The sequence below is a fragment of the Pseudomonas sp. Sample_11 genome, from assembly GCF_004307505.1.
GTDB classification, from domain to species: Bacteria; Pseudomonadota; Gammaproteobacteria; order Pseudomonadales; family Pseudomonadaceae; genus Aquipseudomonas; species Aquipseudomonas atacamensis.
On sequence record NZ_RCOD01000096.1, the window covers coordinates 108,008 to 123,047 of the forward strand.

Annotated in this window: 15 protein-coding genes; 5 read left to right on the forward strand and 10 right to left on the reverse strand. The window is 59.7% G+C overall.

The features are described 5' to 3' along the window. Positions 1–4 precede the first annotated feature (4 nt). From D8U60_RS25225 to D8U60_RS25250, 6 genes are all read right to left on the reverse strand, one after another. Complete coding sequence (locus D8U60_RS25225) at positions 5–988, reverse strand: heme utilization protein (RefSeq protein WP_130901200.1); 984 nt, start codon at positions 986–988, stop codon at positions 5–7. Positions 989–1,061: 73 nt separating this feature from the next. Then, positions 1,062–1,634 carry an adhesin gene (locus D8U60_RS25230; protein ID WP_122611300.1) on the reverse strand — a complete coding sequence of 191 codons (573 nt, stop codon included), beginning with the start codon at positions 1,632–1,634 and terminating at the stop codon, positions 1,062–1,064. A gap of 1 nt (position 1,635) precedes the next feature. Beyond that, positions 1,636–2,085, reverse strand: a complete 450-nt coding sequence (locus D8U60_RS25235) for a hypothetical protein (RefSeq protein WP_125916228.1) — start codon at positions 2,083–2,085, stop codon at positions 1,636–1,638. A gap of 322 nt (positions 2,086–2,407) precedes the next feature. After that, positions 2,408–2,932, reverse strand: coding sequence for an AAA family ATPase (locus tag D8U60_RS25240; protein WP_130901201.1), 525 nt, complete (start codon positions 2,930–2,932; stop codon positions 2,408–2,410). Then, positions 2,929–3,492, reverse strand: a complete 564-nt coding sequence (pnuC, locus tag D8U60_RS25245; protein ID WP_110600669.1) for a nicotinamide riboside transporter PnuC — start codon at positions 3,490–3,492, stop codon at positions 2,929–2,931. The genes D8U60_RS25240 and pnuC overlap by 4 nt, the downstream gene beginning before the upstream one ends. A 244-nt stretch (positions 3,493–3,736) precedes the next feature. Further along, a complete protein-coding gene (locus tag D8U60_RS25250) occupies positions 3,737–5,371 on the reverse strand; it encodes a methyl-accepting chemotaxis protein (protein ID WP_071172404.1) in 1,635 nt (544 codons plus the stop codon). 293 nt (positions 5,372–5,664) lie between these two features. Between D8U60_RS25250 and D8U60_RS25255 the strand changes: the two genes are divergently transcribed. Together D8U60_RS25255 and D8U60_RS25260 are read left to right on the forward strand one after the other, a co-directional pair. Beyond that, positions 5,665–6,495, forward strand: coding sequence for an undecaprenyl-diphosphate phosphatase (locus D8U60_RS25255; protein ID WP_016774688.1), 831 nt, complete (start codon positions 5,665–5,667; stop codon positions 6,493–6,495). Next, a complete protein-coding gene (locus tag D8U60_RS25260; protein WP_122746304.1) occupies positions 6,492–6,920 on the forward strand; it encodes a DUF1294 domain-containing protein in 429 nt (142 codons plus the stop codon). Before D8U60_RS25255 ends, D8U60_RS25260 begins: the two co-directional genes overlap by 4 nt. 149 nt (positions 6,921–7,069) lie before the next feature. Here the strand turns inward: D8U60_RS25260 and D8U60_RS25265 are convergent, their stop codons facing one another. Beyond that, positions 7,070–7,429, reverse strand: coding sequence for an MmcQ/YjbR family DNA-binding protein (locus D8U60_RS25265; protein WP_016774690.1), 360 nt, complete (start codon positions 7,427–7,429; stop codon positions 7,070–7,072). Continuing rightward, a complete protein-coding gene (locus D8U60_RS25270) occupies positions 7,426–8,334 on the reverse strand; it encodes a LysR substrate-binding domain-containing protein (protein ID WP_130901202.1) in 909 nt (302 codons plus the stop codon). The genes D8U60_RS25265 and D8U60_RS25270 overlap by 4 nt, the downstream gene beginning before the upstream one ends. Before the next feature lie 126 nt (positions 8,335–8,460). On the opposite strand from D8U60_RS25270, the gene D8U60_RS25275 reads away from it, so the two are divergent. Together D8U60_RS25275 and D8U60_RS25280 are read left to right on the forward strand one after the other, a co-directional pair. Next, positions 8,461–9,072, forward strand: coding sequence for an FMN-dependent NADH-azoreductase (locus tag D8U60_RS25275; RefSeq protein ID WP_130901203.1), 612 nt, complete (start codon positions 8,461–8,463; stop codon positions 9,070–9,072). A 167-nt stretch (positions 9,073–9,239) separates the two neighbouring features. After that, the gene (locus tag D8U60_RS25280; protein WP_130901204.1) at positions 9,240–10,277 is read left to right on the forward strand and encodes a dienelactone hydrolase; all 1,038 of its coding nucleotides are present in this window, start codon (positions 9,240–9,242) and stop codon (positions 10,275–10,277) included. A gap of 130 nt (positions 10,278–10,407) precedes the next feature. Here the strand turns inward: D8U60_RS25280 and D8U60_RS25285 are convergent, their stop codons facing one another. Continuing rightward, positions 10,408–11,595, reverse strand: coding sequence for an MFS transporter (locus D8U60_RS25285; protein ID WP_130901205.1), 1,188 nt, complete (start codon positions 11,593–11,595; stop codon positions 10,408–10,410). A gap of 250 nt (positions 11,596–11,845) precedes the next feature. Next, complete coding sequence (locus tag D8U60_RS25290) at positions 11,846–13,432, reverse strand: ABC-F family ATPase (protein ID WP_016774693.1); 1,587 nt, start codon at positions 13,430–13,432, stop codon at positions 11,846–11,848. Positions 13,433–13,808: 376 nt separating this feature from the next. Between D8U60_RS25290 and D8U60_RS25295 the strand changes: the two genes are divergently transcribed. Continuing rightward, a complete protein-coding gene (locus D8U60_RS25295; RefSeq protein ID WP_130901206.1) occupies positions 13,809–15,035 on the forward strand; it encodes a zinc-dependent alcohol dehydrogenase in 1,227 nt (408 codons plus the stop codon). The last annotated feature ends 5 nt before the right edge of the window (positions 15,036–15,040 follow it).

Genomic DNA, 15,040 nt, shown 5'->3' on the forward strand with positions numbered 1-15,040 from the left:
GCGATTACATGCAGGCTTTGCAACCTGCGGCGATGGACAGCGAGTTGCTTTGTTGGTTGCCCACACCCGCCGAGACGTTGGCTCCGCCGTTGCCGGAGAAGTTGTTCATCGAGTTGGTCATGTTGGCGTTGTTGACGACTGGAGTTTTCCAGCCATCTTTGGTCAACACTTGTTGGGTGGTGACGCCAGCGAGGCCAAAAGTACCCACGGCTTCGAACTTGGCTTTCTGATCATCGTTGCCGCCATGGCCGCCGCCACGGTTGCCCCAACCGCCGTGGTTGTCGTCTTCGATGGTCGCAGTGCCTTTGGCTTTGAACGCGCCAGCGGCTGAATAAGTACCGGTGAGGGTGTCGGTTTTGTAAGCCTGCACGCCTTTGTTTTCCACGACCAGGCCAGTCGAGGACTGGTTGGCAGAGGCAGCGGCCTGCGCTACACGACCACCGGAAACGGCGATGGCGAGGTTGTTTTTCTGTTGGTTGAAGTTGCCCGAGCTCACGTTGATGCCGATGTTGCCGGAACCATTGTTGCCTGCATTGCTGAGCGTGGCGTTGTTGAAGGTGGACGAGTTTTTCACGTAGTTGTTGTTGTTCACCTGAGTCGCGCTCGAGGCGGCAACAGCATTGCCGAAGATGAAGCTTTCGTCAGCGGTGGCCAGTGCAGCAGCGTTGTCCTGCTGGTTGCCGTCGCCGGCGGCGACGTTGGCGCCCATGTTGCCGTTGGAGCCGTTGAGCGAGTCGCTGGCATTGGCATTGTTCAGGGTGCCCTGGTTTTTCACCACGTTGCCGTCGCTGTTTTGCGCATCGAGTACAGCGGCGCCGGCGCCTGCGGTGATCTGCAGCAGTTGTTCAAGATTCGGACCTTGTGGCTGGCCGTGACCGTTGCCGTGTCCATTGCCATGCCCGTTACCACGACCGTCGGCCTGTGCTGCCATTGCCATCACTGCTGCGAGTGCGAAAACCAGTGGTTTGAGAGCCATTGTAGGTTTCATGGTTGTTTCTCCGTCGTGCTTATTAGTTGGTTAAGTGTTGGGACTTTTCTAATTGCACTGCTTTTTGTTTGGGTCAGTCTGCGACCCGGATGCTCAGGGTGTTAGCCATTCGGTTCCCCACCCCGGCACTCTGGTTCACCTGGATTACCCCGCGGCTGCCGGTGAAGGCCTGATCACTGGTCGTGACCTGGCGACTGCCGATTGAGGTACCAGTTGCTCCTGAGCTCGGTAAAAACGCCACGTTCTGTTGTGAAAGGGCGCTGTCGTCAACGCTCTGCGGGCCGGCACTGATGCTGACGCGCGTAACGTTGGCCATTTGATTGTTGGCACCGGCGCCCTGGTTCACACCGAGGATGCCGTTGCCGTTGCTGAAAGAGTTGCCGCCGATGTTGGCGCTCGCGTCGATGGCGCGGCTGGCGCGCGTGTCGATGGTCTGCCTGACGTTGGTGGTGGCATGGGCTTCGGTGCCGATGGCAATCGCCTTGGTGTTGGCCTGTTGCATCTGGTCACCGGCAGCCTGGTTGACATTGAAGTTGCCGCGATACTGAGCACCGGAATCCTGAATATTGGCCTTGTTGACTGAAGCCGAATCGGCCATGGCGCTGGTGCAGCCGAGCAGGGCGAGAAGCAGCAGGGTGCGATTCATGTCATTGGCCTCCGGCCATGCGAGTCAGAGGCGCCAGCCCGGTGCTCATCGCCCGGTTGACCGTGTTGGAGATCGAGGCGCCAGAACCACCGCCGCTGCCAGTGCGCATACCGGGCAGGCCGTTCTGGTTGGTCAGGGTGTTCATGCCGGGCAGGTTGGAACTGGGCGTGGTCATGTTGCCGCGAATCGATGAGCCGCTGGCGACACTGGCGAAATCACCGTCAGTGAGTTCGGTACTGCTGAGGGTCTGGTTGATCCGCGCCGAAGGGTTGGCGTTGACTGTGGTCGGATAGGGGTCTTTGCCGCCATTGCGACCGATCGCGATGGGTTGAACGTCGCGGTTGAGGACGATCACTCCATTGCCTTCGGCCTGGGCGCTGACACTGATCAATGCGCTGGCGGCTGATCCGATCAGCAGGAGGCAGGTCAGGCTTTTATTGAAATTCCCCACGGCTGCAATTCCTTCTTCAGTGGGCTGGGTTATTCAGCGTTGTGAAGGAGAGAGCGAAAGCTGTGCCGGTTTTGAATTGTCGGGTTATTTCAATGGGTTAGGTGTTTTTGAGAATCGCTCAGTGCGGGCACTGTTTCAGCGCTGAGACACATGCAGGGGCGCTTGAACGATGCTTGACGTTGGAAAGCTCTGGAACAAGGGTTTGCGCCGATGTGTTTCATCGGCGTAACAGGTGACGTGACGGAGTGATGAACAGCGTTTGGACGGGGGCTTTGCGCGGTGAGGAGTGTTTCAAAAACGGACAGGTTCGTCCCAACGCGGCTCAGCTGGACAGCAAAAGCTCGACCGCCGCAAAGGCTTGGGCGTGCCGTTCGGCCCAATTGCCCTCGATAACTTGCAACGCCTGTTGATGCTCAATCAACCAGGCGCGCGTGGCTTCGAAAAATGCCATGCGATCCGCAAGATTCGGTTGGCAGCGCTGACCGTCTTCGGCCCAGTCGACCTGTTGCGGCGACAGCAGCAGGTGCAGGTCGTAATGGCGCGTGAGCAATTCGCTTTGCAGCCAGGCCGGGCAGTCGCCGAACAGGGTCTGGCTCCAAAGGATATTGCTCAGCAGATGGGTGTCGAGAATCAGCAGTTCGGGTTGTTTCGCGCGCGCCTGATCTTCCCATTGCAACTGGCCCCGGGCGATATAAGGAATATCCGCGAGGCAAGTGTCGCGTGGGTTTTCTTCGATAAACCGCCGAACATATTCATCAACGCGCACGCCGCCGAAACGCTGCTCCAGGCCTGCCGCCAGCCAGCTCTTGCCGGTGGATTCCGGGCCGGTGAGAACAACGACTTTCATGTGCGCAACGCCGGATCGGCACGCCATTCCCGCCAGCCTTGCACGGCGAGCAGGGTAAACAGCGCATACAGGCCGGCAGTCAGATAGAGGCCTTTATAGATGAACAGGCCGACAAAGATCACATCGAGGACGAACCACAGCGCCCAGCATTGCAGGCGTTTTTGCGCCATCCACAGTTGCGCCACCAGACTGAAACCGGTGAGCGCGGCATCGAGCCACGGCTGTGCGGCGTCGGTCCAGTGCGCCATCGCCGCGCCCAGCGACAGGCTGCCGATCGCTCCAATGCCAAGGCCGAGCAGAATCGAGCGTGCATCGAGGCGGGTAACCTGGCGACCGTCATGCATCGTCCCGGCGCGGGTCCACTGCCACCAGCCGTAGATCTGCAGCGCGGCGTAGATCACTTGCAGCAACATGTCCGAATACAGCTTCACCTCAAAGAAGATCCAGCTGTAGAGCAACACCATGACCAGCCCGATCGGCCAGCACCACGGATTCTGCTTGACCGTCAGCCACACGGCGATGACACCGAGGGCAGCAGCAAACAGTTCAAGCCCGGACATGGCGGATCCTTGGGGGAGTTGAGAAGGGGGCGGATTGTACTGCATTAGTCAGGTCAAAAGCCCCTCACCCTAACCCTCTCCCGGAGGGAGAGGGAACTGATCGCGTTGTTTGGTCGAGGTACGCTGACCTGGAATATCGCGTCGAACGCAGATCATGAAAAGCGCAATGATCTGCTCCCTCTCCTCGGGGAGAGGGCTGGGCGGGCGGCGTTCCGATGAGGGGTGGGCTCACCTCGGTGACCGGTCAGACCCGGAACTGGCGCAGCAACCCGTTGAGCTGTTCGCTCAGTTGCCCAAGCCGCAGGCTGGCTGCACTCGACTGTTCAGCCGCCAACGCGGTGCTATGGGAAAGCCCGGCCGCCTGGGTCACGTTCTGGTTGATGTCCTCCACCACCTGCGCCTGTTGCAAGGTAGCGCTGGCAATCGACGCATTCAGGCCGTTGAGATTACGCAACGCCTGGCCAATGGCATTAAGGCTCGCCCCGGCCAGTCCCGCCTGTTCGATGGTCAATTGCGAGGCCTTGCTGCTGTCGCCGATCACCTTCACCGCAGCCTCCGAGTGATTCTGCAAACGCTCAATCATCGACTGAATTTCAGCGGTCGATTTCTGCGTACGCTGGGCCAGCAAGCGCACCTCATCGGCCACCACGGCGAACCCGCGACCCTGTTCACCCGCACGCGCCGCTTCAATCGCCGCGTTCAAGGCCAGCAGATTGGTCTGCTCGGCAATCGAGCGAATCACTTCCAGTACGCTGCCAATCTGCGTGCTCTCCGCCGCCAGGGTGCGGATCACTTCCACCGCCTGATCGATCGTGCCGGAGAGCTTGTCGATCTGTTGCAGGCTGCCGTCAATGTTGATCTGCCCCTGTTGCGCCTGCGCTTCGGCATCACGCATTTCGGCGGCGGCGTGTTCGGCGTTTTTCGCCACGTCCTGCACGCCGTAGGTGACTTCGTTGATCGCCGTGGCGACCAGTTCCATCTGCTGCGATTGCTGCTGACTGCGCTGCTGCGCTTGCGAGGCATCGTTGCCAAGCTCGCTGGAAGACTGGCCCAAAGCGCTGGCCGAGACCTGCAGATCACCAATCACTCGGCGCAACTTGGCCGTGAACGCATTGAAGTGATGGGCCAGTTCAGTGACCTCATCCTTGCCGTGGGTATCGAGGCTGCGGGTCAGGTCGCTTTCGCCGCTGGCGATGTTGGCCATCGCATTCACGGTTTCCTGCAACGGACGGACAATGCTGCGTGCGATCAGGATCACCAGCAGCGCCATGATCAGCGCAATCGCCAGGCCGATCGCCGACGCCTTGATCATTTGTCCTTGGAATTCTGCCTGCACATCGTCGACGTAAACGCCGGAACCAATCACCCAGCCCCACGGCTCAAACAGCTTCACATACGAGGTCTTGGCAACGGGATCAGTCGCCCCCGGTTTCGGCCAGCGATAATTGACCATGCCCGCGCCTTTGGCCTTGGCGATGGCGACCATCTCGTTGAACACCGCAAAGCCGTCCGGGTCGCGGATCGCCGAAAGATTCTGGCCTTCGAGCTTGGGATTGGTCGGGTGCATGACCATCACGGGCGTGAGGTCGTTGATCCAGAAGTAGTCGCTCTGGTCGTAGCGCAGGCCACGGATCGCGGTCAGCGCCTGCTTTTGCGCGGCATCCCTGGTCAGGGTGCCGGCGGTTTCCAGGCCGTGGTAATAAGTCAGCAGGCCACTGGCGGTCTGCACCACGTGCTGGGTTTTCTGCGCCTTGGCGTGGTAGAGGTCGTCGTGGATCTGCTTGAGCATCAGCACGCCCAAGGTCAGCAACATGACCACCGCCACGATCAAGATGAGCCACAAGCGTCGGCTGATCGACACACTGCGCAAGCTGTTCATAACGCTGTCACTCCGGATTCTTGTTCTTGTAATAAACGATCGCCAGCATCCAGCCACAGCTGAGTGCCCGGGACTACCATCCAACGCGCAGAGCGCTTTTGAGGCTTGTCTGTTAGGATTTCGGCCCCGCGCGCGAAAACCTGAATCCGGTTTTGATATTTCACGGAATTTTTACCGTTTCGTGTGGATCCTGTGCGCGCGCAATCGCTACAGCTTTTACCGGCTACGCTGGACGCAGTGAACGAAAAAATACTATCGGGGCATGCCCGCGCGCATCGCTCTCTGGGGGATTGATGGATCTTTGGACCGCCTTGCAGGCACTGATTCTAGGAGTTGTAGAAGGGCTGACGGAGTTTTTGCCCATTTCGAGTACCGGACACCAGATCATCGTCGCCGACTTGCTGAACTTCGGCGGCGAACGTGCCATGGCGTTCAACATCATCATCCAGCTCGGCGCGATTCTCGCGGTGGTCTGGGAATTTCGCCGCAAGATCCTCGACGTGGTGATCGGCCTGCCGACCCAGCCGAGCGCCCGGCGTTTCACCGCCAACCTGCTGATCGCCTTTTTGCCCGCCGTGGTACTGGGGGTGATCTTTGCCGATCTGATTCACGAATACCTGTTCAACCCGATCACCGTGGCGGCGGCGCTGGTCATCGGCGGCATCATCATGCTGTGGGCCGAACAGCGCCAACATGAAGTGCATGCCGAAACCGTCGACGAAATCCGCTGGACCGACGCGCTGAAAATCGGCTTCGCGCAATGCCTGGCGATGATTCCGGGCACCTCGCGTTCCGGCTCGACGATCATTGGCGGCTTGCTGTTCGGTCTGTCACGCAAGACCGCCACCGAGTTCTCGTTTTTCCTCGCCATGCCAACCATGGTCGGTGCGGCAGTGTATTCGGGGTACAAATACCGCGACCTGTTCGTGCCGGCTGATTTCCCGGTGTTCGCGATTGGTTTTGTCACCGCGTTCATCTTCGCCATGATCGCTGTGCGCGGCCTGCTCAAGTTCATCGGCAGCCACAGCTACGCAGCCTTTGCCTGGTACAGGATTGCGTTCGGCCTGTTCATTCTGGCGACCTGGCAGTTCGGCTGGGTGGACTGGTCGGCGGCCAAGGCATGAAAGATTCCCGCACGCGCCGCCCTGAGGGACGACCTTCAAGCGGGCGCGTTCAGCATCTGAAATTGAAGCTTGCGGTGTTGCTGATCATCTGCGCGCTGCCGCTGTTCGGCTCGCTGTCGATGTGGCTCAGCGGCATGTCGCGGGTGCCGTTGGCGGCGTACGGGATTGTCAGTGTGCTGGCGTTCTTTCTGTACTGGGCCGACAAACGCAAGGCCCGCGCCGATGCCTGGCGCACGCCGGAAAACATCCTGCATGCGGTAGAACTGGCGGGCGGCTGGCCGGGAGCGTTGATCGCTCAGCAGGTGTTTCGGCACAAGACGCGCAAGGTGTCGTTTCAGATTCTGTTCTGGGCGATCGTGTTGTTGCATCAGGTGTTCTGGATTGACCAGATTTTCCTCGGTTCAAACCTGTTGTCTTTGATCTAAAGAACACACTTACCCCTGTAGGAGCTGCCGAAGGCTGCGATCTTTTGGGACGCAGAGCGTCCCCGGCTGCATTCCCACGCAGAGCGTGGGAACGATCAAAGCACAATCAAAAGATCGCAGCCTTCGGCAGCTCCTACGCGGGACCGGGTTTACAGCAGCAGGCCGATTTGGGTTTTCTTGGGCAACTTGCTCACCACCAGTTGATGCGATCGCTGCAACAAACCCTGCAATTCCTCGGCACCCAGCGGGTAGGGCGGGTGCATGATGATCCACTGCGCCCGTGCCAGATACGGCGCTGGATGAATCCCCGGGCGGTCGCAATGGCCGAGAAACAGGTCCTTGTCGACCTTGAACGCCAGCGAATCACCACGTAATCCCTGCAAGGCAAACATCTTGTTGCCGGCAATCGAGAACACCCGCACGCCGCCCCATTTGTAATCTTCCCGGGCGCCGGGCAGGGCCAGACAAAACTCGGCGACCTCGGCTTCGCTCATTCTTCCCTGTTTCATAGAAATCGATCCCCGCAGGCATTGAACGATTCGACCAAGTGATCGATCCATGCGCGCACCGCCGGCATTACCCCGCGCCGATGCGGGTACACCGCTTGCAGCCAGCCGCCAGGCAATGACCATTCCGGTAGCACTTGCACCAGCGTGCCGTTACGCAATTCGGTTTCGCAGAACATCATCGGCAGCACGGTAAAGCCCTGACCGGCCAGGACGCAGGCCTTGCGCACCACGAAGTCATCAATGCCCAGCCGCGCTTCCATGCTCAGATCGACGCTCTTGCCTCGCTGATCGAGCAGACGGACGTGAACCATGCGGTCGGCTTCCAGCGCGCCGAGTACCGGCAGGTTTTTCAGGTCCTGCGGATGAGTGATCGTCTTGCCTTGCATGAACGCCGGGCTGGCGATCACCACCGCCTGGGCCTGACGCAAGCGGCGGGTGACCAGCAACGGATCTTCATCACCATGATCGCGCACACGCAAAGCAACATCGATGCCTTCGGTGACCAGATCGACCCGGCGATTGAGCAGCACGACCTCCAGCTGCACCTGCGGAAACTTGCCGAGAAAGTCGCTGATCACCGTTGGCAGCATTTCATGGGCAAGCCCGGTCGGGCACGACACCCGCAAGCGCCCGCGCGGCTCGCTGGACATGCTCGCCACCGCTTCGTCAGCCATTTCCGCTTCCAGCAGCATCGCCTGACAGTGGCGCAAATAGCGTTCGCCCACGGCAGTTAGGCTCAGTTGGCGGGTAGTGCGTTGCAGCAGACGCGCGCCGAGACGTTCTTCCAGTTCAGCGATGCGTCGCGACAAGCGTGACTTGGGAATGCCGAGCAAGCGCCCGGCGGCGGCAAATCCGCCGGCTTCAACCACTTTGGCGAAATAGTAGAGATCGTTGAGGTCCTGCATGCGCGTTTCCAGTCGTTCTATCAATGGGACGAACTATCGCATTGTCGGCGACTAATCAGCTATTGGTTTGTTGCGTAGGATTGTCTCCATTCCGTCGCCGCCGGCGATTCTTTCAGGAGAACCCACATGAAACTGTTGCACATCGATTCGAGCATTCTCGGCGACAACTCGGCTTCCCGTCAGTTGAGCCGTCAAGTCGTCGACGCCTGGCAAGCTGCCGAGCCGAGCGCCGTAGTCACCTACCGCGACCTGGCCGCCGACGCGATCAGCCACTTCTCGTCGACCACGCTGGTTGCCGCCGGCACCACCGCCGAACTGCGCGACGCTGCGCAACAGCACGAAGCCGAGCTGAGCGCTTCGACCCTGGCCGAGTTCATCGCTGCTGACGCCGTGGTCATTGCCGCGCCGATGTACAACTTCACCGTGCCAACCCAACTGAAAGCGTGGATCGACCGCGTTGCCGTCGCCGGCCAGACGTTCCGCTACACCGAAGCCGGCCCTGAAGGTCTGTGCGGCGGCAAGAAAGTGGTGATCGTGTCGACTTCCGGTGGCATTCATGCCGGTCAGGCCAGCGGCATCGCTCATGAAGAATATCTGAAGCTGGTACTGGGCTTCCTCGGCATCACCGATATCGAAATCGTCCGCGCTGAAGGTCTGGCCTATGGCGAAGAAGTGCGCAACAACGCCATGAGTGCTGCGCAAACGAAGATCAGCGAGCAACTGTTCGCCGCCGCATAAGGCTTGCGTAAAGAACAGCTGATGTTCAGGTAATCCCCCAAAAACTCTGTATTCTGGTTCCGCAAGGGCCGAATACGGAGTTTTTTGTTTCTGACTGTTACATAATCTGGCCCGGGTTATGCAGATTCAGCACATCCGACGATGTGGTCCAACAGGGTAGGGCATTCATGAGGCATCTTTGTGCACTGTTGCTGATTTGCCTGCTGGCCAGCCTGAATTCAGTGCAGGCCGCACCGGGGCGCCACCCTGTCTGGAGCGTCGGTTATCACGAGATGACCTTTCTCGACCCGCTCGATCTGCAACCGATGCGCGCCATCGCTTTTTACCCGTCCAGTGACCGCGAGCACATGAGCTTGCTTGAGGGTTACTCGGTCGAGGCCGGAGAAGACACCAAAGTCGCGATCGGCCGCTTTCCGATGTTGATGCTGTCCCACGGCAACACCGGTACGCCGCTGGCCCTGCATGATCTGGCCACTTCACTGGCGCGCAAGGGGTTTGTCGTGGTTGCGGTGATTCATCCCGGCGACAACTGGCGCGACCACAGCCGACTTGGCACGTTGAGCAATCTCTACGGCCGGCCAATCCAGATTTCCCAAGCGATCACCGCGACCCTCGCCGACAACATGCTGGCGCCGTTCGTCAATGCTGGACAGGTCGGAGTGATCGGTTATTCGGCCGGGGGCGAGACCGCGCTGATTCTTTCCGGGGCGCAACCGGATCTGGATCGTCTGCGCCGCTATTGTCAGGAACGTCCGGACGATCACGACGCCTGCAACACCCAGGGCGAGCTGATTGTTGATCGCGATGACTTGCAGCCAGTGGCCGATCCACGGGTTCACGCGTTATTGCTGATGGCGCCGCTGAGCCTGAAGTTTGGCCGCCATACCCTCGCCGATGTGCACGTACCGGTGCTGCTCTACAGCGGCGACGGCGACAAACTGGTGGCCTTCGATAAAAACGCTGCGGCCCTGGCGCGCAAACTGCCCACCGCGCCGGACTTCAAATTGCTGGCCGGGGCAGGGCACTTCGTGTTCATGGCGCCGTGCACCGAAGAGCAGATCCGCGCCATGCCGGCGTTGTGCACCGATGCCGACGGGGTGGATCGCGAAGATATACACCGCAACCTGATCTCCGAGGCCGGACGGTTTTTTGCTCATGCACTGGGCAGATCGACACGGGCCGGGATGCAGACGGCGGATCAATAACTTCATCACCGCCACCAATTCCTGTAGGAGCTGACGAGTGCAACGAGGCTGCGATCTCTTGATCTTCAAAGCAAAATCAAAAGATCGCAGCCTCGTTGCGCTCGTCAGCTCCTACAAGGAGATCGGGGTTTCATGAGGTTGCGCGGCGCTTGAGCAACAAGGTCAGGCCCAACCCGGTCACCGACAACAATGCCGCGCTGAAGAAGATCCACGAATAGCCCAGATTCAACGCCACCGCGCCCATCAATGGCCCGGCAATCGCCAGTGCCAGATCAAAGAACACCGCATAAGCCCCCAACCCTGAACCACGGCTGGAACTCGGCACCTGTTTGATCGCTTCCACCCCCAGCGCCGGATACACCAGTGACAGCCCGAACCCCGCCAGCCCTGCGCCAATCAACGCATACGCAGTGGAGGGCGCCAGCCACAACATCACCAGCCCGACAGTTTCAACCGACATGCAAACGATGGCCGAGGCAAACCCGCCAAAGCGGGCGATGGCCGAAATAAACAGCAATCGCGAGAGAATGAAACACACGCCAAACACAGTCAGGCAGTACGCTGCGCCGGTCCAGCCTCGGTTGAGGTAATAAAGGGTGATGAACGTCGTCAGCGTGCCGTAGCCGATCGAGGCCAGCGTCAGGCTGGTGCCGTACGGCGCAATCTTGCCGAACACCGCCCAGAACGACAGGCGCTCACCACGAATCACCGGCACCGAAGGCTTGTTGCGGATCAACCACAGCGCACCTGCCGCCAACGCCGACAGCGCGATGCCAAGGCTGACAAAGCCATATTCGGCAACCATCACCACGCCCAGCGGCGCGCCAATGGCGATCGCGCCGTAAGAGGCGATGCCGTTCCAGCCAATGGATTTCGCCGTGTGCTCGACACCGACCTGGCCCATGCACCAACTGATGGTGCCGACGCCGATCAGGCCTTGGGCAATACCGAGCAACAAGCGCCCGGCAATCAGGATCAACAGGCTGGTCAGCGGAAAGCTTTGCAGCAAGGTCGACAGCAACGTCAGCGCGCCACTGAGGACAATCCCCCACAAGCCATAAATGATCGCCCGCTTGGTGCCGAGCGTGTCCGACATGCGCCCGGCCATCGGCCGGCTGAGCAGGGTGGCGAGGTACTGCGAGCCGATCACCAGGCCGGCAATGATCGCGCTGAAACCCAGTTGCTCGTGGACATAACCGGGCAATACCGCAATCGGCAAACCGATACAGAGAAAGGCAATGAAAGTGTAGAAAACGATGGAGACGATCTGCAGGGTGATCGCCAGGGAGCTTTGCGGTGGCAGTGGCTGCGCAGACATGAGCACTCGTTCGCGGGCGGCGGTGGGAGAGTTGCCGACATCATGGCGCGGGGCCGGGATAAAAGAAAGCAGGCTAACTACTTCGCCTTAATGATCGTTCCCACGCGGAGCGTGGGAACGATCAATGTGGGAGCGAGCCTGCTCGCGAATATCTGCGCACCCACCATTCCCAAACGCCGAATGCAAAAAGCCCCGTCACACGGACAGGGCTTTTAACTTGCAGCTTGCAGCTTGAAACTAAAAGCTGCCCTTAGAAAACAACGCCCTGGCTACGCAGGTAGTCGTCATAAGTGCCGCTGAAGTCGGTCACGCCATTCGGGCTCAGCTCGATGATGCGCGTGGCCAGGGACGATACGAACTCACGGTCGTGGCTGACGAAGATCAGCGTGCCCGGGTAGTTTTCCAGCGCCAGGTTCAGCGCCTCGATCGATTCCATGTCCAGGTGGTTGGTCGGTTCGTCCATGATCAGCACGTTCGGCTTTTGCAGGATCAGCTTGCCGAACAGCATGCGACCTTGCTCACCACCGGAGATGACCTTGACCGACTTGAGGATCTCGTCGTTGGAGAACAGCATCCGGCCCAAAGTACCGCGAATCATCTGCTCGCCCTGGGTCCACTGACCCATCCAGTCGAACAGGGTGACGTCGTCTTCGAAGTCGTGAGCGTGGTCCTGAGCGTAGTAACCCAGTTCAGCGGCGTCGGTCCATTTCACGCTACCGGCATCCGGGGTCAGTTCGTTGACCAGGGTGCGCAGCAGGGTGGTCTTGCCGATACCGTTCGGGCCGATGATCGCGACGCGCTCGCCGGCTTCAACCTGAAAGCTGAAGTCCTTGAACAGTGGCTTGCCATCGAAACCCTTGGCCATTTTCTCGACCATGACCGCCTGACGGTGCAGCTTCTTGTTCTGTTCGAATCGAATGAACGGGCTGACGCGGCTGGAAGGCTTGACCTCGGCCAGCTGGATCTTGTCGATCGCCTTGGCGCGGGAGGTGGCCTGCTTGGCTTTCGAGGCGTTGGCCGAGAAGCGGCTGACGAACGATTGCAGCTCGGAAATCTGCGCTTTCTTCTTGGCGTTGTCCGACAGCAGTTGCTCGCGGGACTGGGTCGCCACGGTCATGTACTCGTCGTAGTTGCCCGGGAAAAGACGCAGCTCGCCGTAATCCAGGTCAGCCATGTGCGTGCACACGCTGTTCAGGAAGTGACGGTCGTGGGAGATGATGATCATCAGGCTGTTACGCTGGGTCAGGATGTTTTCCAGCCAGCGAATGGTGTTGATGTCCAGGTGGTTGGTCGGTTCGTCGAGCAACAGCACTTCCGGATCGGAAAACAGTGCCTGCGCCAGCAACACGCGCAGTTTCCAGCCTGGCGAAACTTCGCTCATCGGGCCGAAATGCTGTTCCAGCGGAATGCCCAGACCCAGCAACAGTTCGCCGGCGCGGGATTCGGCGGTGTAGCCGTCCATCTCGGCGAACTCGGTTTCCAGCTCGGCGACGGCCATGCCGTCTTCTTCGGACATTTCCGCCAGCGAATAAATGCGATCGCGCTCGGCCTTGACCTTCCACAGCTCTTCGTGACCCATGATCACGGTGTCGATCACGGTGAATTCTTCGTAGGCGAACTGATCCTGGCGCAGCTTACCCAGACGCACGTTCGGCTCGAGCATGACCTGGCCACCGGACGGATCGAGATCGCCGCCGAGGATTTTCATGAAGGTCGACTTGCCGCAACCGTTGGCACCGATCAGGCCGTAGCGATTGCCTGCGCCGAATTTGACCGAAACGTTTTCGAACAGCGGCTTGGCGCCAAACTGCATCGTGATGTTAGCTGTGGAGATCAATTACCTTACCTATCAATGGGTTAGAGCTGGTCTGTGGTGCCTGGTACCGGACTTGAATACCAATCTGGAGCTTTTCCAGCTCCCCCCAGTCTGTGCTTGAGTTGAGCCAACGCGCATAAGCCGTCCGCAACTGGGGCCGTTGAAGGCAAGCTGCTGAGCGACGAGTACGGGGTTCTTGTTGGACATTGGCGCGCATTGTCGCATAACTCAGACGGCAGTTATATGGCAGGCAAACGGGCGTACACATCGGCTCGTCCGAGAAGCGACCGATATCCGCTGATCAAAATCTCGAAAACCCGAATGAACTCACTCGACCATTTTCACTTCGGAAAGTGGAGCAGCAGCCATTTTCGTTCAAACGAGTGAGGACCAAGCCATGCGAGCAATGACCTATCACGGCGCCCATGACGTGCGCGTCGAAACCGTACCGGACCCGAAACTTGAAGCCGCCGACGACATCATCCTGCGCGTCACCGCTACCGCCATCTGCGGATCGGACCTGCACCTGTACCGCGGCAAAATACCCACCGTCGAGCACGGCGATATCTTTGGCCATGAGTTCATGGGCATCGTCGAAGAAACCGGCCCAGCCGTCACCGCCGTGCAGCGCGGCGACCGTGTGGTGATTCCGTTCGTGATTGCCTGTGGCGATTGCTTCTTCTGCCAGCAAGAGCTTTACGCCGCCTGCGAAACCACCAATGAAGGCCCTGGCGCGGCGCTGAACAAGAAAATGATTCCGCCGCCAGCAGCGCTGTTCGGCTACAGCCGTCTGTATGGCGGAATTCCCGGTGGCCAGGCGGAACTGGTGCGCGTACCGAAAGCCAATACCGGCCCGTTCAAGGTGCCAGGCACGCTATCGGACGAAAAAGTGCTGTTCCTGTCCGATATCCTGCCAACTGCCTGGCAAGCCGTGATCAACGCCGGGGTAAAACAGGGTTCGAGTCTAGCCATTTACGGCGCCGGCCCGGTCGGGTTGCTCACCGCAGCCTGCGCGAGAATGCTCGGTGCTGAGCTGATCTTCATGGTCGACCATCATCAGTACCGCCTCGATTACGCCCAGCGCACCTACGGCGTGATTCCGATCAACTTCGATGAAGACGATGACCCGGCCGACACCATTACCAGCCAGACTCCCGGCCATCGCGGCGTCGATGCCGTGGTCGATGCCGTCGGCCTTGAAGCCAAGGGCAGCACCACCGAAACGGTCATGGCTACACTCAAGCTTGAAGGCAGCAGCGGCAAGGCCTTGCGCCAGTGCATCGCCGCTGTACGCCGTGGCGGCGTGGTCAGCGTTCCGGGCGTATATGCCGGGTTCATCCACGGTTTTATGTTCGGCGATGCTTTCGACAAGGGCCTGACCTTCAAAATGGGCCAGACTCACGTGCAGCGCTTTCTGCCGGAACTACTTGGCTACATCGAAACCGGCAAGTTGCAGCCTGAGGCGATCATCACCCACAGGCTGTCGCTGGAGCAGGCGGCCGAGGGCTACAAGATCTTCAATAAGAAGCAGGAAGAATGCCGCAAGGTGATTCTGACCCCGGGTGGCAGCGATGTTCCCCTGGCGCAACTGAATGAAACCACGCCGTTCGTACCGGCCACCTGAAACCG